A 19886-nucleotide genomic window follows, 5' to 3' on the forward strand; every position below is an offset into this window, starting at 1 on the left:
GAGCCGCGCCGCCCGCGCCGTTGCCGGAAGCTGGCAGGTGTTTGCCTGATCCTCCAAATCGTGCTCCGTCTCCAGGGCACCTTACAATCGGCGCTACCTTCCCAGCCCCCGGCCGCCATGCACATCGAACCGTTTCATATCGCCGTTCCCGAGGCCGACCTGGCCGACCTGCAAGCGCGCCTGGCGCGCACCCGCCTCGCGCCGTCCATCGCCGGCCAGGGATCGAGCGAAGGCATCGATCCCGCCTTCCTGGCGCAGCTGCTGGCGCACTGGCGCGACGGCTTCGACTGGCGCACGGTCGAAGCACGGCTGAATCGCCTGCCGCAGTACCGTGCACGCGTGCAGGACCAGACTATCCACTTTGTCCACCAGCGCGGCGCCGGGTCCGATCCGATGCCGCTGGTGCTCACGCATGGCTGGCCCGGCTCGTTTCTCGAGATGGAAGCGATCATCCCGCTGCTGGCCGACCCGGGCGCGCACGGCGCCGATCCGCGCGACAGCTTCCACGTGGTGGCGCCATCGCTGCCCGGCTTCGGCTATTCGTCGCAACCCACGCACAAGGGCATCGGCGCATTCGAAACCGCGGGGCTATGGGCCAAACTGATGACGGGCCTGGGCTACCCGCGCTTCGGCGCGCAGGGCGGCGACATCGGCGCCGGCGTGAGCGCCTGGCTGGGCCAGCGCTTCCCGGAGCAGATCATCGGCATGCACCTGAACTACATCCCCGGCTCATTCCGGCCACCGCTGGCCGATGGCGAACAGCTGACGGACGACGAGCAGGATTTCCTGCGCCGCGCCGCCGACTTTCTGGACCGCGAAGGTGCCTACGCGCGGCTGCAGGGCACCAAGCCGCACACGCTGGCAGTTGGCCTGCACGATTCACCGGCCGGCCTGGCCGCCTGGATTGCCGAAAAATTCCAGGCATGGAGCGATGGCCCCATCGACCTTGACACGCTACTGGCCAATATCAGCTTGTACTGGTTCACGGGATCGATCGGGTCATCCTTTCGCATGTATGTCGAAGGTCGCGCCCGGCCCATGGCGCTGACGGCACGCGTTGCGCCGCCGCTGGGCGTGGCGCTGTTCCCGTTCGAGCTGCCGATGCCGCCACGCAGCTGGGTCGCGCGCAGCTTCGACGTGCGGCAGTGGAACCCGATGCCGGCGGGCGGGCATTTCGCGGCGCTCGAGCAGCCTGCGATGCTGGCCGAAGAGATCCGCGCGTTCTTTCGCCCGCTACGTACGCGGGCATGACTTTTGTGGGCCCCAAGTACATACATCCTCCTATGAAAAACGGTTGAAATCCGCATCCCGCAGCCCCATGTACAATTGATCGCTTACCGCCTATATTGGCGGGACCATCCCCGAGGTTCGCCAGTGTACCGGCGGCCAGTCAACCCTCAACGGAACAAGGAGTTCGTATGGCAATCAGTCTGCAAAAAGGCGGCAACGTCAACCTGAGCAAGGAAGCACCGGGCCTCACCAAGGTCATTATCGGCCTGGGCTGGGATCCCCGCTCGACCGACGGTTCCGCTTTCGATCTGGACGGCAGCGCCTTCCTGCTCAAGACCGACGCCAAAGTGCGCGGCGATACCGACTTCATTTTCTATAACAACCTCAAGTCGACCGACGGTTCCGTGGTCCACGCAGGCGACAACACCACCGGCCAGGGCGAGGGCGACGACGAAAAAATCGCCGTTGAGCTGAACCGCGTGCCGGCCGACATCGACAAGATCTCGTTCTGCGTCACCATCCACGATGCCGAAGCGCGCCGCCAGAGCTTTGGCCAGGTCAGCAAGGCGTACATTCGCTGCCTGAACGCCGCCGGCGAAACCGAGATCGCGCGCTATGACCTGTCCGAAGACAGCTCGACCGAAACCGCGATGATCTTCGGTGAACTGTACCGTCACGGCAGCGAATGGAAATTCCGCGCCGTCGGCCAGGGCTTCAAGGGCGGCCTGGGTCCTCTGGCCCGCTCGTTCGGCGTCAACGTCTGAGTCGTTCGTCTCGCCGTTCGCCATGTAATCCCCCGGGCCCGCGCCACATGCGGGCCCTGTCTGCAACATCTTCAGGAAAAAGCGCATGCGCGTTTGGTACAACAGGACTTTTTCGTCCGTCAATGCTGCGATCAAGCTGATTCGCGAGGCCGATACCGACGGCCGTTTCACCATCGTTCACAGCAACGCCAACCGCCATGCGCCCGCCGCGCGCCTGGCACATGAGTTCCATATCGAGCCGGTCGGCCTGAAAGGCGAGGCGTATATCGACTGGTGCCTGGCCTTCTGCCGCGAGCAAAAGATCGACATCTTCGTGCCCGGCCGTGAAGCCACGCTGCTGGCGTCCGAACTGGGGCGCTTTGCCGAGATTGGCACGCGCGTGCTGTCGGCCGCGCCGCCGGCCGAACTCAAACGCATCCACGACAAGGCCGACTTCTACGCCGAAACCGTGCTGCCCGATGCGCCGGTGGCCGAGTTTCGCGTCTTTGAAAACATCGCCCAATTCGACGCTGCCTGGGCCGAACTGCGCCCGCGCCACGCCAAGCTGTGCGTCAAGCCGTCGCATTCGATCTATGGCCTGGGCTTTGCCATCGTCGACGAAGCGCGCAGCAGCGCTGCGCTGCTGCTGGCTGGCGCCGAGTACCACGTCGGCTACGACGACCTGCGCCGCGGCCTGGCCGAGATGGGCGAATTTCGCACCATGCTCCTGATGGAGTTCCTCGAAGGCCCCGAATACAGCGTCGACTGCGTCGGCGACAATGGCCGCCTGGTGACCGCTGTCGTGCGCCGCAAACTGCCGCAGGCAGGCAGCGGCCAGCTGATCGACATGCGTCAGGATATTCTGGACGCCACCACGCGCCTGTGCGCCGACTACCGCCTGAACGGCGTGTTCAATGCCCAGTTCCGCGAAGGCGGCGGCCGTCCGCGCCTGCTGGAGATCAACCCGCGCATGTCGGGCGGGATCGCCATGGCCTGCCTGGCCGGTCCCAACCTGCCGTACATCGCGCTGCGCTGCTTTGCCGACGGCTTCGACAGCGTCACCGTACCGCCGGTAGCCAACGGCATGCGCGTGGCCGAAGTCAGCGTCGCCACGGAACTGGCATGACCATGGTTGCGCCCTCCTCCACCCTGCAGCGCATTGAACTGCCCACCGGCACGCTCGAACTGCGCATCGACAGCGGCGCGACCGGGGTCGACGAGCTGCTTGGCTTTGCCGCGCGCGCCAATGCCAAGCGTGGTTTTCTCTTTCTGAGCAAGGTGCTGGGCAAGCACTGGCCGGCGTCGCCCCGCGCGATGCTGGCCGTGCACGAGCGCCTGGCGGCCACCGTGCCGCCGGTCGATGGCCCGGTGCTCTTCATCGCGATGGCCGAAACCGCGATTGGCCTGGGCCAGGGCGTGTTCGAAGCCTGGCTGCGCGCGCATCCGGCGCAGCAGGCGCTGTTCCTGTACACCACGCGCTACCGCGTGGGCGCCGGGCCACTGATCGAATTCGCCGAGGCGCACAGCCACGCGCCGCGCCAGTTCCTGCACGAGCCCACCGATCCGGCGCTGCACGCGCTGTTCATGGCGGCGCGCACGGTCGTGATGGTCGACGATGAAGCCAGCACCGGCAACACCTTCGTCAACCTGGCCGCCGCCTGCCAGCGCCTGAACCCCGGCATTGAGCGCGTGCACCTGGCGACGATCACCAATTTCATGGGCCCGGCCGCCCCCGGCGAGCTCGATGCCCGCTTCGGCCTGCCGGCCACCATCGGCGCGCTGGTCGACGGCCAGTTCACGTTCGCGCAAGGCCCGCTGCCGCCGGACCAGGGCGCGGCCCAGCGCTTCGAGCACGACGCCGACCGCGGCGCCAGCAGCGCGTTCGGCCGTCTCGGCATCGACCACGCTGTGCAAGCGCCTACCGCCCTGGCCACCCGTCTGGCCGGCGAGTTCGCCCCTGGCAGCCGCGTGCTGGTGCTGGGCACCGGTGAATTCATGCACGCGTCCACGCTGCTCGGCGCAGCCCTGCAGGCGCGCGGCGTCGACGTGGTGGTGCAGTCGACGACCCGCTCGCCGATCCTGACCTGGGGCGCGGTGGGCCACGCATTGAGCTTCCCCGACAACTACGGCGAAGGCATCGCCAACTACCTGTACAACGTCGCACCCGGCCAGTACGACCATGTTTTGCTGTGCTTTGAGACTGCCCCCGGCCCCGCGCTGTTCGCGCTGGCCGATACCCTGCGCGCGCGCCTGTTCCACTTCCAGTCCGAGGACCACGTTGAAGAAGTTCCTGTTCGCTGACCTGGACGACACGCTGTTCCAGACCTTCGGCAAGTGCGGCACGCACCGGGATGCCCCCGATGCGCTGCAGCCTGCTGCGTACTACAAGGATGGCAGCATCTGTTCGTACACCACCCCGGCCCAGCGCTCATTTCTCGCGCTGCTGCAGGACGGGATGACGATGATCCCGACCACGGCGCGCGACCTCGATGGCCTGCGCCGCGTGCACCTGCCATTCAACAGTTACGCCGTCATCAACTACGGCGGCGTCGTGCTCGAACCGGGCGGCGCGGTCGACCGGCCCTTTCTGGAAGGCGTGCGCACGGCGATGCACACCGCCCTGCCTGGCCTCCTGGAGCTGGCAGCCCACATCGATGCGCACGGCGCACGCACCGGTTACGCCGGCCGCGCGCGCATGATCGAGGATATCGGCACGCCGTTCTTCCTGGTCGTGAAAGACCCGGACAAGCTGAGCGAGCGCCTCGCGCCGCTCGAAGAGCACGTGGTGCGGCCGTGGATCGCGGACGGCAACCGCGACTACGTCGTCCACCGCAACGGCAACAACCTGGCGATCCTGCCCAAGGCGCTGGACAAGGCCCATGCGGTCGCGCACATCACGGCGCGCCTGAAGGCCGAACACGGCGAGATCGTCACCTTCGGCATGGGCGACAGCCGCTCGGATGCGCGCTTCATGGCCGCCTGCGACTACGCGATCATCCCGCGTGGCACGCAGCTGGCCGGCGTCACCGTGGGGGCGCTGTGATCTCGCATGCACCCTTTCCGGGCAGCTATCGCGATGGCGACGTCGACTTTCTGCTGCGCCGCCTGCCGCAGCAGGACTTCGTCGATGTCGCCGAGAAGGAAGCGCTGATCCAGAGCGGCCAGCGTCACTACAGCCAGATGCTGTCGCCGGAATCCGCACCGTCCGGGCGCTACATGCGCCTGTTCGACGCCGCCTGCGCCGCCAACAACCCGCGCATGGCGCAGGACTGCCTGCGCCTGGCGGGCCTGATCGCTGGGCGCCGCGCGCAGCAGATCACGATCGTCTCGCTGGCGCGTGCCGGTACGCCGGTGGGCGTGGTCGTCACGCGCCTGCTGCGCGAGCGGTTCGGGCGCGACGCCGTGCATTACTGCGTGTCGATCGTGCGCGACCGCGGCATCGACGCGGCCGCCCTGCGCCACATACTGGCCCAGGGCCACGCGCCCGAATCGATCGTGTTCGTTGACGGCTGGACCGGCAAGGGCGTCATCGCGCGCGAACTGGCCGGCTCGGTCGACGCGTTCAATGCGCGCCACGGCGTGACGATCGACACGGGCCTGTACGTGCTGTCGGACCTGGCCGGCGCTGCCTCTTGCGCCGCCTCGTGCGACGATTACCTGATCCCGTCAAGCATCCTGAATGCGACAGTGTCCGGTCTCGTGAGCCGCACCGTCATGCCCGACGATCTGGGCGCGGACGATTTCCATGGCTGTGTGTTCTATGCAGACTTTGCCGGCATCGACCGCTCGCAGACGTTCGCCGATGACCTGACCGCGCTGGCGCTGGCGGTGGATGTCGTCGAGACGCCGCCAGTGGAGGCACACGCGGCGTGCGCACGCTCGCAAGCCTATCTCGACGCTGCGATGGGACGCTACGGCGTGGGCGACATCAACCTCATCAAGCCGGGCATCGGCGAAGCCACGCGTGTGCTGCTGCGGCGCGTGCCGCGCCTGCTGGTACTGCGCAATGCGGATGCGCCGGATGTGGCGCACCTGGCCGCGCTGGCCGAAGAAAAACAGGTCCCGGTCGAGATCGACCCGAGCCTGCCCTACCACGCAGTATCCCTGATCAGGAGTGCATCCGATGGCTAAATCACTGGGCGCGTCGTTGTACGTGCCGGCCAATCACAAGGACCTGGCGGAGATCGCCAACGGCGATCTGATTCCGCAGGCGCGGTCGCTGATCTTCTGCACCGAGGACGCCATCGCCGACCGGGAGCTGAGCTACTCGCTGTTCAACCTGTCGGTGGTGCTGGCCAATATGCGCGTGGATGTGGCGGCCGACCGCTTCGTCCGGGTACGCAATACCGAAGTGCTGGAGCGCGTGCTGGCGATGCCGGGCGCCGACAAGCTCACCGGCTTCGTGCTGCCCAAGATCACCCGCCACAACTTCGACAACTACTACCGGTTGCTGCGCCACACCGAGCACGTGTTGATGCCAACGCTGGAAACGGCCGAAGCCTTTGACGACCTCGAGATGCAGGGGCTGCGCACGGTGCTCGAAGCGCCCGGCGTACGCCATCGCATCCTGGCGCTGCGCATCGGCGGCAACGATCTGCTGGCCCTGCTGGGCCTGCGCCGGCCGCGCGGCATGACGCTGTACCGCACGCCGCTCGGCCCCGTCATCTCGCGCCTGGTCACCACGTTCCGGCCCTACGGTTTCATGCTGACCGCGCCCGTGTTCGAATACCTGGATCTGCCCGAACTGCTGGACCAGGAAGTCATCGAAGACCTGGCGCACGGCATGATCGGCAAGACCGCCATCCATCCGACCCAGATCGCGCCGATCGAGCAGCACTTCAAGGTGTCGCCGCAAGACCTGGCGGTGGCGCGCGCGATTCTCGACCAGTCGGCGCCGGCCGTATTTCGCATGAACGACGCCATGTGCGAAGTCGCCACCCATCGCGCCTGGGCCGAACGCACCGTTGAACAATCGCGCCTGTTCGGTTTCCACGGCGCCGAACTGGATCACAAACCATTCCTGGAAGGGGAACCCTCATGAACATGACCACCTATTCGCGCGGCCAAAAGGGCAAGCTGGCCGATCTGGGCAGCGGCCACGTCTTCAATGTCGATGTCGAGATTGCCGCCAACGGCGCCTCGGTCGATGTCTCCTGCTTCGGCCTGGACGCCAACGACAAGCTGTCCGACGACCGCTACATGGTCTTCTACAACCAGCTGGCCAGCCCGGAAGGCGCGGTGCGCCTAAACCAGTCACCGGGCCGCGCCAGCTTTGCCGTGAACCTCGACCAGCTGCCCGCATCGATCGCCAAGCTGGTGTTCGTCGCCGCGATCGACGGCGCGGCCAGCATGCGCACGCTGGGCGCCAGCTCGCTCACGCTGGGCAGCGCGCTGCGCTTCCCGTGGTCGGGTGCTGACTTCGGCGACGAGAAAGCCGTGATCGTGGCGGAGCTGTATCGCCGCGACGGCCAGTGGCGCTTCGGTGCGGTCGGCCAGGGTTTCAGTGGCGGCTTGTCGGCGCTGCTCGCGCACTTTGGCGGTGCCGAAGCGGGATCGTCATCGAAGCCGGCAATGCCAGCGCCAGCGCCGACGCCGATGTCCACGCCGGCACCTGCTCCCGTTGCGACACCAGCCGCGCCACGCGTCTCGCTATCAAAAATCACGCTCGACAAGCGCGGCGACAAGGTCTCGCTCGACAAGCGCGCGGGCGGCGGCTATGGCCGCATCCACGTCAACCTGAACTGGAATCAGGCCGCGATCGCGCCGCCGCCGGCGCCATCCACGCCGCCACCGGCTGCCGCAGCAAGAGGCGGCGGCTTCCTCGACCGCCTGACCAGCATGGCCGGCGACCTCGCGCACAAGGCGGGCGAGATGGCCAACAAGGCGCAAGCGTCACGCAAGGGCCGCACCGGCATCGACCTCGATCTGGGCTGCATGTATGAGCTGACCGACGGCCGCCGCGGCCTGGTCCAGGCCCTGGGCAACACGTTCGGCGACTACGAGCGCGATCCATTCATCAAGCTCGACGCTGACGACCGCACGGGCGCCGCCGCGAATGGCGAGAACCTGTTCATCAACGGCGAGCGATTCGACCAGATCAAGCGCGCCGTGATCTTCTCGTTCATCTACGAAGGCGCAGCCAACTGGAGCGTGACCAATGGCGTGGTGACGATCACCGCGCCAGGCCAGGCGCCGGTGGAAGTCAAGCTCGACGGCGGCGACCGCCAGATCATGTGCGCGATCGCGCTGATCGAAAACCGCAACGGCCAGCTCGTGATCACCAAACTGGCCGAATACTTCCAGCAGCAAGGCACCACCAGCGCGCACGAGCTGATGGACCGCCACTTCGGGTTCGGCATGCGCTGGAAGACCGGCAGCAAATAGGCTGGTGTCGCCGGCTGCACGTGGCCGCTACCACGTGCAGCCGGTGCCAGTGATCGTATCGATTGCCAGCGGGATCAGCAGCAGCAGGTTGGCCTCTGTACCGCCGGCATACTTTTTCTGACAGTCCGGGTTCTTCGCCCTCTTGATCGCGCGCGCCAGGTTATTGTCATCGGAACCGCGCAGTTGCTCCGCGGTGCGCACGCGTTCCAGTGCCGTTGGCACCCGCTCTTTTTCCACCTGCCGGGCCAGGCCGCGCAGCGATTCCATGTCCAGTTTTCCGGGTGGCGCCGATGCAGGTGCCGTCGTCGTCTCGGCTGGCGCGGCCGATGGGGTTTCCTCTGGCGGCGTGACGATCGTTATCGGCTCAGGCGACGCCGGCGTCGCACGCTGTGTGGCGATGCGGGTTGGCCGCACGGCCGGGACGGCAACTGGTGGTGGCGCGCTGCGCGCCTGCGGCATCGGTGACGGTGTCGGCACCGGCTTCTCCGGCGCCACGATGAACGCAAATGCGATGTAATCGACCGGGGTGCTGACGTTGTCTGGCCGGGGACTGGCGTAGTGCACCAATGCGAGCACGAACAGCACGTGCGCCAGCACGATGAACGCGACGGATCCGGCGCGGCTCCTTGCGCCCTGCTCCTGCATCAGCATGGCATGCTGACAGTCGGACGCATCCGGTGGACGTGCGCGGCCAGCAATGCCGGGCGGTCGAGATACAGGAACACGTACTGCGGGAGCCGCGTCGTCACTTGATGCAGCAGGATGTCGACCTGCGCGTCCTGGTGCAGCACCAGCACGCAGTTCGGTTTGTCGAAAGGCGTCACGACCAGCGTCTCGCTACGCGCTACACCGTGCCGATGACGCCACGTTGGCAGCAGCAGGTCTACCGGTTCGACGCGTGCGATCGCCGCTAGTGGCAACGTGCCCTCCACCCGCGCTCCCACGCACAGGTGCAGAGTTTCTGCCGTCATCACATGGCGCCCTGCACCGATGTGCCAGCGGTCCCCCAGCACCCAGGCCAGTGTATACAGCACGGCGACGGCGCCCAGCACGTGGATCACCAGCAGCGCATCGGGATCCTTGATGAACAGGTGCAGCAGCAGTGCGTGCGTGGGCAGCTCGAGCAGCAGCGCGACGAAGACCACGGCGCGCGCCGTATTGTAGGCACCGCGTTCGAGGTAAGTCAGTGCGACGCCCTCAGGCAGCGTGACCGGTAGCGGCTGGCCCTGCACGCGGCGCAGGCAACCGAGCCACAGCAGGCGATCGAGCTTGAACAGTCCCGGCAGTTCGGGCGGCAGCAGCGCCGTCACGTGTGCATGCCACGGCGCCCGCGCCGCATGGGCGCTACGCAGCCGTTGCCACGCCTGGGGCGCATGCGCGATGTCCTTTGCCATCAGCAGCAGCAACGGCAGTGCTAGACCGGCATGATGCAGCAGTGGTTTTGCAGAGTCGGGAGCAAGTGCCTTGACGATCGAAGCAAGCAGCAGCGCGCCGATCGCCAGGCCAGCGAGTTCGCGCCACGTCGTGGCACGCAAGAGGGAAACTATATGCATCTGACGCATGGGCGGGCAATCGAGCTAAGCAAACCTGTCGATTACATCACGCCCTGCCAGAGCCGACAATGCTTGATGGCTGCCAGAGCGCAGATCATGCACCCGGCATGATGCTGAATCCACCCCATAATGACAAAAGCCAGGTTGCCCGCAATGCGGTCAACCTGGCTTCTTGCAGCATCGGCGGCCAATGCCGCCAACACTTAAATGCGATTACTGCAGTTTGATTTCGACATCGACGCCAGCTGGCAGGTCGAGCTTCATCAGTGCGTCAACGGTCTTGTCGGTTGGGTCCACGATGTCCATCAGACGCTGGTGCGTACGGATTTCGAACTGGTCGCGCGAGGTCTTGTTCACGTGTGGCGAACGCAGCACGTCGAAACGCTGGATACGGGTTGGCAGTGGGACTGGGCCTTTGACGACGGCGCCGGTGCGCTTCGCGGTCTCGACGATTTCCAGGGCCGACTGGTCGATCAGCTTGTAGTCGAATGCTTTCAGGCGAATACGGATTTTCTGGTTAGCGGACATGCGATTTCCTTTAAAAGAACGTTCCGGCTTGGTGCCGGCAATGTGGTCGAGATACTTCGTTACTGCACAAGAGGCGGGAGTATAACATCGTTCCCACCCAAACAGATGGGGACAGACCGAAAAGTCTGTCCCCATCGTTGTGTCAATCAGACTCTCCCGAAAGAGAGCCAATACACCATCTTGCCCTGATTAGTTAGGCAGGATTTTTGCAACAACGCCGGCGCCGACGGTACGGCCGCCTTCGCGGATTGCGAAGCGCAGACCTTCTTCCATCGCGATCGGGTTGATCAGCTTGACGGTGATCGACACGTTGTCGCCTGGCATGACCATTTCTTTGTCTGCTGGCAGCTCGATCGAACCGGTCACGTCAGTCGTACGGAAGTAGAACTGTGGACGATAGTTGTTGAAGAACGGGGTGTGACGGCCGCCTTCGTCTTTCGACAGAACGTAGATCTCGCCGGTGAAGTGGTTGTGCGGCTTGATCGAACCTGGCTTTGCCAGGACCTGACCACGCTGGACATCTTCACGCTTGGTACCGCGCAGCAGCAGGCCGACGTTGTCGCCAGCTTGACCCTGGTCCAGCAGCTTGCGGAACATTTCCACGCCGGTGCAGGTGGTCTTGACGGTGTCGATGATGCCGACGATTTCGATTTCTTCGCCGACTTTGACGACGCCGCGCTCAACACGACCGGTCACAACGGTACCGCGACCCGAGATCGAGAACACGTCTTCCACTGGCATCAGGAACGCGCCATCAACAGCGCGCTCTGGCGTTGGGATGTAGGTGTCCAGTGCTTCGGCCAGACGGGTGATGCATTCTTCACCCATTTCGCCCGGCTTGCCTTCGAGGGCCATACGTGCCGAACCCTTGATGATTGGGACGTCGTCGCCTGGGAACTCGTACTTCGACAGAAGCTCGCGAACTTCCATTTCGACCAGTTCCAGCAGTTCTGCGTCGTCGACCAGGTCGCACTTGTTCAGGAACACGATGATGTACGGAACGCCAACCTGACGCGCCAGCAGGATGTGCTCGCGGGTCTGTGGCATTGGGCCGTCAGCAGCCGAGCACACCAGGATCGCGCCGTCCATCTGCGCAGCACCGGTAATCATGTTCTTGATGTAGTCGGCGTGGCCTGGGCAGTCAACGTGTGCGTAGTGACGGTTTTCGGTTTCGTACTCGACGTGCGCGGTGTTGATGGTGATGCCGCGTGCTTTTTCTTCCGGTGCCGCATCGATCTGATCGTAGGCCTTGGCTTCACCGCCGAATTTCTTCGACAGGACGGTTGCGATTGCAGCCGTCAGGGTGGTTTTGCCGTGGTCAACGTGACCGATGGTGCCGACGTTGACGTGCGGCTTGGTCCGTTCGAATTTACCTTTTGCCATTTCCAGATTCCTTTAAAGAAACGATATGTTCTGTTTAAAGGGAGACAGGACGTCCCGTCTCCCTTGAATTGCTTGTATTGCTGATTACTTCGACTTGGCAGTGACGATAGCGTCAATCACGTGCTTAGGCGCTTCCGAATAGTGCTTGAATTCCATCGTGTAGGTCGCACGGCCCTGGGTCGCCGAACGCAGCGAGGTCGAGTAACCAAACATTTCCGACAGTGGCACTTCGGCTTTGATGATCTTGCCGCCGCCGCCTGGAATTTCGTCCATGCCCTGCACCATACCGCGACGCGACGACAGATCGCCCATCACGTTACCGGCGTAGTCTTCCGGCGTTTCGACTTCGACCGACATCATCGGCTCGAGGATGACAGGGTTGGCTTTACGGCAGCCATCCTTGAATGCCATCGAACCGGCCATGCGGAACGCGTTTTCGTTCGAGTCGACGTCGTGGTACGAACCGAAGGTCAGGGTGACTTTGACGTCAACCACTGGGTAACCGGCCAGCACGCCCGAGGTCAGGGTTTCGCGCACACCTTTTTCGACTGCAGGGATGTATTCGCGTGGAACCACACCGCCCTTGATCGCGTCGATGAACTCGAAGCCTTTGCCCGGCTCTTGCGGCTCGATCGTCAGGACTGCGTGACCGTACTGACCACGACCGCCCGACTGCTTGACGAACTTGCCTTCGACGTCGGTGACTGCCTTGCGGATCGTTTCGCGGTATGCAACCTGTGGCTTGCCGACGGTTGCTTCCACGTTGAATTCGCGCTTCATGCGGTCAACGATAATTTCCAGGTGCAGCTCGCCCATACCACCGATGATGGTCTGGCCCGATTCTTCATCGGTACGCACGCGGAACGATGGATCTTCTTGTGCCAGGCGGTTCAGTGCCAGGCCCATTTTTTCCTGGTCGGCCTTGGTTTTTGGCTCGACTGCCTGCTGAATCACCGGCTCAGGGAAGACCATCTTTTCCAGTGTGATGATCGACGATGGATCGCACAGGGTTTCGCCCGTGGTTGCATCTTTCAGGCCGACCGCAGCGGCGATGTCGCCGGCGTGGACTTCCTTGATTTCTTCGCGCTGGTTAGCGTGCATCTGCAGAATACGACCAAGACGCTCTTTCTTGTTCTTGATCGGATTGTAGACGGTGTCGCCCGACTTGATCGTGCCCGAGTAGACGCGGAAGAAGATCAGCTGACCAACGAACGGGTCGGTCATGATCTTGAATGCCAGCGCCGAGAATTTCTCGTCGTCCTTGGCTTCACGAACGACTGGCTCGTCGTCTTCATCCACACCCTTGACTGGCGGGATGTCGATTGGCGATGGCAGGTATTCGATCACGCCGTCGAGCATGGCTTGCACGCCCTTGTTCTTGAACGCGGTGCCGCACATCATCGGGACGATTTCCGACGCGATGGTACGCTGGCGCAGAGCGGCCTTGATCTCTTCTTCCGAGAGGTCGCCTTCTTCCAGGTACTTGTTCATCAGCTCTTCGGTCGCTTCAGCAGCGGTCTCGACGAGCTTTTCACGCCATTCGTTGGCTTCGTCCTGCAGTTCAGCAGGGATATCGCGGTAGTCGAACTTCATGCCCTGCGACGCGTCGTCCCAGTACACGGCCTTCATCTTGACCAGATCGACCACGCCCAGGAAGTTCTCTTCGGCGCCGATCGGGATCTGCAGTGGAATCGGGTTTGCCTTCAGGCGAGCGCGCATCTGCTCGTAGACCTTGAAGAAGTTCGCGCCGGTACGGTCCATCTTGTTGACGAAGGCCAGACGTGGAACTTTGTACTTGTTAGCCTGACGCCACACGGTTTCCGACTGTGGCTGCACGCCGCCGACTGCACAGTAAACCATGCAGGCGCCGTCGAGCACGCGCATCGAGCGTTCGACTTCAATGGTGAAGTCAACGTGGCCCGGGGTGTCGATGATGTTGATGTGGTGCGGGGCGAAGTTGTTGGCCATACCGCTCCAGAAGCAGGTCGTCGCTGCCGAGGTAATGGTAATGCCGCGCTCTTGCTCTTGCTCCATCCAGTCCATCGTCGCTGCGCCATCGTGCACTTCGCCGATTTTGTGGTTGACGCCCGTGTAGAACAGGACGCGCTCGGTGGTGGTGGTTTTACCAGCATCGATGTGAGCCGAAATACCGATGTTGCGGTAGCGCTCGATGGGGGTCTTGCGTGCCATAATTTTTCCTAAATCTTTGAATGGACAAAACCGAGCATCATCTTGATGATCAAAATGAGCCCGGCCTGAACAACAGATACTACGGGGACGTTAGCACAAGGAAATAATCCCCCTACCTTCGCCCTTTTGCTTAGAAGCGGAAGTGCGAGAACGCCTTGTTCGCTTCTGCCATACGGTGCACTTCGTCACGACGCTTCATCGCGCCGCCGCGGCCTTCAGCCGCTTCCAGCAGTTCACCACCCAGACGTTGCGGCATGGATTTTTCGCTGCGCTTGTTTGCGGCTTCGCGCAACCAACGCATGGACAGCGCCATACGACGAACCGGACGAACTTCCACTGGCACCTGGTAGTTGGCGCCACCGACACGGCGGGACTTGACTTCCACCAGCGGCTTAGCGTTGTTGATCGCGGTCGTGAACACTTCCAGCGGGTCTTTGCCCGACTTGGATTGAATGTGTTCGAATGCACCGTAGATGATGTTTTCTGCAACCGACTTTTTGCCGGACAGCATCAGAACGTTGACGAATTTGGCGACATCCTGGTTACCGAATTTTGGATCCGGCAGGATTTCGCGCTTGGGTACTTCACGACGACGTGGCATTTCGATTCCTTCATGTCTTCAGTTGAGTGCACGCTGTGCACTCGCGAAAGGCCCTCTTGACCCTTCACTTACTCGGCCTTGCGGCCGGCTCAACTTATCTAATTAATGTGACGTGTCTGTGACACGACCATAGAATTACTTCTTGGCAGCCTTAGCACGCTTCGCGCCGTACTTCGAGCGAGCTTGCTTACGGTCTTTGACGCCCTGGGTATCCAGTGCACCGCGAACCATGTGGTAACGCACACCTGGCAAGTCTTTCACACGACCGCCGCGCAGCAGCACGACACTGTGTTCTTGCAGGTTGTGGCCTTCACCGCCGATGTACGAAATGACTTCGAAACCGTTGGTCAGACGCACTTTGGCGACTTTACGCAGCGCCGAGTTTGGCTTCTTAGGCGTGGTGGTGTACACACGGGTGCACACGCCGCGCTTTTGCGGGCAGTTTTCCAGTGCCGGCGACTTGCTCTTCACAACCGCAGCTTCACGCGGTTTGCGAATCAGTTGATTGATGGTTGGCATCGTTCCTAATCCAACAAAGTACTACTCATTAATGACCCGAACCTGCAAGGTGCTGATCCGGGGACTGAAACCTAGTCCCGATGACAATGACAAAGACAGGCGACGAAAGCCACTCAGTAAAATGGAGCGGCTGCGAATGCGTATACGATGTGCAGAATAAATCGAGAACCTGCGAGTATAGACGCATTGTGATGATGGGTCAACCAGTTTGCTGATTTTGCAGGCAGTCGTTCGCCGTCTTGACGCAGACCGTGGTCAATGTGGCATCACTGCTACAACTCGGCGTGCCGGGCAATCTCGACAAACGCATCCAGGTACGTGGTGCCTGCATCGACCTCGCGCGTGCCCAGGAAAATCTGTTTGAACACGCCCGCCTCCCCCAGCCGCACGGGCGCCACTGGCATGCGGCCCGCGTACTCCTCGACCAGCCAGCGCGGCAGCGCCGCCACGCCGCGGCCGCTGGCCACCATCTGCAGCATGATGTCGGTCGTCTCGATCGCCTTGCGCTCGCGCGGCGCGCAACCGGCCGGCACGAAGAACTGGTTATAGATGTCGAGCCGCTCGATATCGACCGGGTACGTGATCAGGACCTCATCGGACAGGTCGCGCGGCGCCGCATGCGCGCGCCCGGCCAGCGGATGGCCGCTGTGCACCACCAGCACTTGCTCGAAGTCGAACACCGGCACAAAGCGCAGCCCTGGCTTGAACAGCGGATCGGGCGTGACGAGCAAGTCAATCTCATAGCCCAGCAGCGCCTTCAGGCCACCGAACTGGAAGCGCTGCTTGACGTCGACATCGACCTCGGGCCAGGCCGCCAGATAGGGTTCCACCACCTTGAGCAGCCACTGGTAGCAGGGATGGCACTCCATCCCGATGCGCAGCGACCCGCGCTCGCCACGCGCGTAGGCCAGCATCTGGCCTTCAGCGTGTTCGAGCTGCGGCAGCACCCGCTCGGCCAGCGCCAGCAGCGCGTGGCCGGCCTGGGTCAGGCGCAGCGAGCGGCCCTCACGCGTCCACACCGGCGTGCCCAGTCCCACTTCGAGTTTCTTGACCGCGTGGCTCAGCGCCGACTGGGTCAGGCACAACACATCGGCCGCGGCGGTCAGCGAACCGCGGCGATCGACCTCGCGGATGATGGACAGGTGAATGCGTTCGATCATGGGCAGGCGCAGAATGGATGGATGGGCGTATCGATGTGGCCGGGCCAGCCATCAAGGTGCGGGCGCGCTGCCCTGCTGCAAAAAGTCGGCGATCGACTTCACCAGCAAGGGCGAGACCGGCAAGTTCGGATCGCCATAGCTGGCCACCTGCAGTTCCGGCACCGCGCGCACGTGCTTGAACACGTGGTTCATGCCCGGAATGATCGCCAGCTTCGCCCCCGGGCGGGCGCCGTGCAGCCGGTTGGCCTGCACCACGTCCACCTGGATATCGGTATTGCCCTGCACGACCAGCACCGGCATCGTCAGCTCCGCGATGCGCTGCGCCGGCACATACTTGAACCACGAGATCAGATAAGGCTGCACGCTCGGCCGGAACAGCGTTGCCAGCGCCGGCGGCACCGGATCGACGACCACGCCGCTTTCCAGCGACACCAGAATGCGCTCGCTTTCCTTCTCCAGCTCGGGTGGCAGCTTGCCTTCGAGCTGCTTGCGCATCAGGGTCGAGGCGCCATCGGCAATGCCGGCAATCGACACGAATGCCGCCGCATCGGTCTGCCGCGCCGCCAGCATGCCGATCAGCGAGCCTTCGCTGTGCCCGATCACGGCCACCGATGCGAAGCGCGGATCGGCCTTGAGTCGGGCGATCCAGGCCGCTGCATCGTCGACGAACATCTCGAAGCGCAGCGCCGATTCGGCAGAGCCGGCCGCATGGCTGCCACCGATGCCCCGCTTGTCATAGCGGACTGTTGCGATGCCGGCGTCGGCCAGCCCGGCGGCCAGCAGCTTGAGACTGTCGTTGCGGCCCGGGATCATCGAGCTGTTGCCGTCGCGGTCCGTCGGTCCCGAACCGGCGATCAGCAAGGCCACGCGCGGCTTGTCGGCGCCCGCGGGCAGTTCGAGCGTGCCGGCCAGCTGCCCGGTAGGCGTGTCGAGCGTGATCGGCGTCTCGGCTGCATGGGTCTGTGACGCGATACCACCGATGAGCAGCAGCAGGCTGCAAAGACGAACGGCAAAGTTGGCGGACATGGCTTCCCTCATGCGTGGTTGGACTGCAATTTCAGGCCGCGGCGGCAACAATGCCCTGCTCACGGCAAAATTCGATGATGCGCTGCAGCGCAGCCTCGGCCTCGTGCTCTTCCAGGCCGATGCCGAAGTGGTAGCGATGGGTAGCAGTATCGATCTCGATGCGGCCCTGGCCAAACCCCAGCGCATCCCATTTGCCTTCCGGCGTCCATGCCTCATGTTTGGGCAACAGGCGCACGGCGCGTATGTCGTGGACCATGAGCGCCAGCGGCACCGACGACGGCAGGTTGCCGTCGCGCGCGATGTACAGCGCATCCTGGAACACAAAGTTGCGGTACAGCGCCCACGCCGCCAGGACCATGATAACGAGTGCGCCGACCGTCAGCAGCATGAATCCGAACGACTGGTCGTGCTCCCAGCCATTGCCCAGGCCCGACGCCACGACCCAGACGAAGACCACCGACATGAACGCCGGGAAGCCCCGTTTCTGGGTGGGACAAACGATATGCAAGGTGGGACTGGGACGCATTCCTCTTCTTCGGCGGCGACAATGACCGCGCACGATACCATTTTCGCGGCAGTGCAGCGAATTCAGATGCCCTGCAGGCGCCCCGCGAACCAGCCCAGCTCCCCGGCCAGTGCAGCGCGGATCGGCCCCGGGGTGAGGCCCGTCCAGCGCTTGAACGAGCGCCGGAAGTTGGCCACATCATGAAAGCCCAGGTGGCGCGCCACCGCATCGTTGTCGGCCCCCTCGGCCTGGAACAGCCAGAGCGCCACGTGCGTGCGCACCCCGTCGAGCTCGCCCTGGAAGTGGGTATGGTGCCGCAGCAGCTGGCGCTTGAAGGTGGCCGGGCTGACGCCAAAGTCACCCGCCGTGCGCTCGAGCGTGGGCGCGTCGCGCACGCGCGCCAGCAGGTAATCGTAGAGCGCCGCCAGCAGGCCGGGCGCCTCGCGTGGCTCCAGGTCGGCCGCCTGGTGCGCCAGGCGCGCTGCCATCTCGCTGGCGCGCGGCCATGGCCGGTCGAGGCAGCCAGCCGGCAGCAGCATCGCGTCGAGCTGGCAGCCGAAGCGCAGCTCCAAGCCAAGATGAACGTGATGCTGCTCGATGTGACGCGGCGCGCCGCGATTGAAGCAGAAACGCCACGGCAGGCGCTCGCCGCCCAGCCAGCGGCACAGCGCCACCACGGCCGTCATGTGCATCTCGACCAGCGCCGGCCGCAGGCTCGGCGCGCCATACGCATCGACCCAGTACAGCAGCGCCACGTCGTCCCAGGTCTCGAAGCGCGGGCGCAGCAGCGGCGTCAGGCCCGCGTGGAAGCGGCACAGCGTCTGCAGCAGCGTGCGCAGGTTCGGCGCCTGCGCCAGCGCATGGCTGGCGGCGCCGTCGTGCCCCGGCAGCAGTTGCTGGCCCAGCATGAAGCTCGTGTCCGGGCTGTCCAGCAGGCGCAGGGTGTTCGCCAGCTGCTGCAGATACTGGCCAGGGGTCGTTGCACTGTCCGCGTCCGGATCGCATCCGCGCAGCAGGTCGGCGTCAAGCGCATCGCGCGAGCGGCCGTATTCCAGCGCCAGCGCGCTGTGCCGGCGCGCCGCGGGCGAGGCTGCCGTGGCGGCCTGCCAGGCGATCACACTGCGGCCATCTGGCGGTCCATCTGCCGACACAGCGCGCCAAGGAGCGCATCGGGCGCGCCGCGTGCCGGCGCGCAGCCATGGCGCAGCGTGATGTCCACCCGGCCGCCCGGTGCATGGTGGCGCATCGACGACACCATGCGGCACAGGTGGTCGGCCGCGGCGCGCGCCTCGGGTTCGGCCAGGCCCGGCATCAGCACGGCAAAGCGGTCGCCCGCATAGCGGCACAGCAGGTCGTCGTTGCGCAGGTTCAGCAGCAGCATGTGGGCAACGGCCTGCAATGCGCGGTCGCCCTCGGGCTGGCCATGTTCGCGATTGATCCGGTGGAAGGCGTCGATGTCGAACAGCACCAGCGAGCCAACGCCGTCCGTCCGTTTGCTCTCGATGTGCAGTTGCGCGCGCAGGTAGGCTGCGTCGGCCAGCTGGGTGATACGGTCGAATGGCCGGTGGTTGCGAAACAGGCGCTCGCGCTTGCGCATGTGGTCCGACAGCGTGGCCTGCTCGCGCCGCCAATACACCATGCCCGCGGTCACAATCAACATCCCCAGCGGCAGCAGCGCCTCCAGCACGTTGTCCCACAGCGCCGACTTCTCGACATCGAACACTTCATCGAGGCAATCGGCCCACGATCCCAGCATGATGCAGGCCAGGCCCCCGGCCAGCAGGCGCGTGACCACGCCGTCGGGCCGGCTGGCCAGCACCAGTCCGCACCACAGCGCCGCCAGCAGGGCCGTGCCGCCCTCGCTGGCGATGTCCACCAGGTCCCATGCCGCGAACGGGATGGCCGGACCGGCGCCGGCAAACAGAAACACGACGGCGCCGAGCAGGCCGGCGATCAACAGAACGTGGCGGATCAGGGGAGACATGGGCGGCGCGGTCAGGGAAGATCGCCGGAACATAGCGCAACCAGATGACCGCAGGATGACAGGATGGCAAAACTGTGGCG

The 19886-nt window shown here is 64.2% G+C and carries 20 protein-coding genes; 8 read left to right on the forward strand and 12 right to left on the reverse strand.

Features of this window, described 5'->3' with window-relative positions:
* Window positions 1-117 precede the first annotated feature (117 nt).
* The 8 genes from HD842_RS10865 to HD842_RS10900 all read left to right on the forward strand — a co-directional run bounded on the left by HD842_RS10865 (window position 118) and on the right by HD842_RS10900 (window position 8357).
* The gene (locus tag HD842_RS10865; protein WP_183554278.1) at window positions 118-1251 is read left to right on the forward strand and encodes an epoxide hydrolase family protein; all 1134 of its coding nucleotides are present in this window, start codon (window positions 118-120) and stop codon (window positions 1249-1251) included.
* A gap of 167 nt (window positions 1252-1418) precedes the next feature.
* The gene (locus HD842_RS10870; RefSeq protein WP_183554281.1) at window positions 1419-1994 is read left to right on the forward strand and encodes a TerD family protein; all 576 of its coding nucleotides are present in this window, start codon (window positions 1419-1421) and stop codon (window positions 1992-1994) included.
* An 85-nt stretch (window positions 1995-2079) separates the two neighbouring features.
* Window positions 2080-3099, forward strand: a complete 1020-nt coding sequence (locus HD842_RS10875; protein WP_183554283.1) for an ATP-grasp domain-containing protein — start codon at window positions 2080-2082, stop codon at window positions 3097-3099.
* Window positions 3100-3101: 2 nt separating this feature from the next.
* The gene (locus HD842_RS10880; RefSeq protein WP_183554285.1) at window positions 3102-4274 is read left to right on the forward strand and encodes a phosphoribosyltransferase domain-containing protein; all 1173 of its coding nucleotides are present in this window, start codon (window positions 3102-3104) and stop codon (window positions 4272-4274) included.
* Window positions 4252-5016: a hypothetical protein gene (locus HD842_RS10885; RefSeq protein ID WP_183554287.1), complete on the forward strand. Its 765-nt coding sequence runs from the start codon at window positions 4252-4254 to the stop codon at window positions 5014-5016. Before HD842_RS10880 ends, HD842_RS10885 begins: the two co-directional genes overlap by 23 nt.
* Window positions 5013-6104 carry a cysteine protease StiP family protein gene (locus tag HD842_RS10890; protein WP_370660824.1) on the forward strand — a complete coding sequence of 364 codons (1092 nt, stop codon included), beginning with the start codon at window positions 5013-5015 and terminating at the stop codon, window positions 6102-6104. Before HD842_RS10885 ends, HD842_RS10890 begins: the two co-directional genes overlap by 4 nt.
* Window positions 6097-7014: an HpcH/HpaI aldolase/citrate lyase family protein gene (locus HD842_RS10895; RefSeq protein WP_183554289.1), complete on the forward strand. Its 918-nt coding sequence runs from the start codon at window positions 6097-6099 to the stop codon at window positions 7012-7014. The genes HD842_RS10890 and HD842_RS10895 overlap by 8 nt, the downstream gene beginning before the upstream one ends.
* A complete protein-coding gene (locus tag HD842_RS10900) occupies window positions 7011-8357 on the forward strand; it encodes a TerD family protein (RefSeq protein ID WP_308638356.1) in 1347 nt (448 codons plus the stop codon). Before HD842_RS10895 ends, HD842_RS10900 begins: the two co-directional genes overlap by 4 nt.
* A 27-nt stretch (window positions 8358-8384) precedes the next feature.
* Here the strand turns inward: HD842_RS10900 and HD842_RS10905 are convergent, their stop codons facing one another.
* The 12 genes from HD842_RS10905 to HD842_RS10960 all read right to left on the reverse strand — a co-directional run bounded on the left by HD842_RS10905 (window position 8385) and on the right by HD842_RS10960 (window position 19806).
* A complete protein-coding gene (locus tag HD842_RS10905) occupies window positions 8385-9008 on the reverse strand; it encodes a hypothetical protein (protein WP_183554291.1) in 624 nt (207 codons plus the stop codon).
* Entirely contained in the window at window positions 9002-9892 is an 891-nt protein-coding gene (locus HD842_RS10910; RefSeq protein WP_229424715.1) for a hypothetical protein, read from the reverse strand. The genes HD842_RS10905 and HD842_RS10910 overlap by 7 nt, the downstream gene beginning before the upstream one ends.
* 231 nt (window positions 9893-10123) lie before the next feature.
* Window positions 10124-10438 (reverse strand): 30S ribosomal protein S10, encoded by a 315-nt coding sequence (gene rpsJ, locus HD842_RS10915; RefSeq protein WP_183554295.1) that lies wholly within the window; start codon window positions 10436-10438, stop codon window positions 10124-10126.
* 189 nt (window positions 10439-10627) lie between these two features.
* On the reverse strand, window positions 10628-11821 hold the full coding sequence (gene tuf / locus HD842_RS10920) for an elongation factor Tu (protein ID WP_183554297.1): 1194 nt from the start codon (window positions 11819-11821) through the stop codon (window positions 10628-10630).
* 84 nt (window positions 11822-11905) lie between these two features.
* The gene (gene fusA, locus HD842_RS10925) at window positions 11906-14011 is read right to left on the reverse strand and encodes an elongation factor G (protein WP_183554299.1); all 2106 of its coding nucleotides are present in this window, start codon (window positions 14009-14011) and stop codon (window positions 11906-11908) included.
* Between the two features lie 130 nt (window positions 14012-14141).
* Window positions 14142-14612, reverse strand: coding sequence for a 30S ribosomal protein S7 (gene rpsG, locus HD842_RS10930; RefSeq protein WP_183554302.1), 471 nt, complete (start codon window positions 14610-14612; stop codon window positions 14142-14144).
* A gap of 135 nt (window positions 14613-14747) precedes the next feature.
* On the reverse strand, window positions 14748-15131 hold the full coding sequence (gene rpsL / locus HD842_RS10935; protein WP_005663517.1) for a 30S ribosomal protein S12: 384 nt from the start codon (window positions 15129-15131) through the stop codon (window positions 14748-14750).
* Between the two features lie 272 nt (window positions 15132-15403).
* Window positions 15404-16291: a LysR family transcriptional regulator gene (locus tag HD842_RS10940; RefSeq protein WP_183554304.1), complete on the reverse strand. Its 888-nt coding sequence runs from the start codon at window positions 16289-16291 to the stop codon at window positions 15404-15406.
* Window positions 16292-16342: 51 nt separating this feature from the next.
* On the reverse strand, window positions 16343-17317 hold the full coding sequence (locus HD842_RS10945) for an alpha/beta hydrolase (RefSeq protein WP_229424716.1): 975 nt from the start codon (window positions 17315-17317) through the stop codon (window positions 16343-16345).
* Between the two features lie 31 nt (window positions 17318-17348).
* Window positions 17349-17843 carry a hypothetical protein gene (locus tag HD842_RS10950; protein ID WP_183554308.1) on the reverse strand — a complete coding sequence of 165 codons (495 nt, stop codon included), beginning with the start codon at window positions 17841-17843 and terminating at the stop codon, window positions 17349-17351.
* Window positions 17844-17905: 62 nt separating this feature from the next.
* Window positions 17906-18940, reverse strand: a complete 1035-nt coding sequence (locus tag HD842_RS10955) for an AraC family transcriptional regulator (RefSeq protein ID WP_183554310.1) — start codon at window positions 18938-18940, stop codon at window positions 17906-17908.
* Entirely contained in the window at window positions 18937-19806 is an 870-nt protein-coding gene (locus HD842_RS10960) for a GGDEF domain-containing protein (protein WP_183554317.1), read from the reverse strand. Before HD842_RS10960 ends, HD842_RS10955 begins: the two co-directional genes overlap by 4 nt.
* Window positions 19807-19886: the final 80 nt, after the last annotated feature.

The sequence above is a fragment of the Massilia aurea genome (genome assembly GCF_014200505.1).
Classification (GTDB): domain Bacteria; phylum Pseudomonadota; class Gammaproteobacteria; order Burkholderiales; family Burkholderiaceae_D; genus Telluria; species Telluria aurea_B.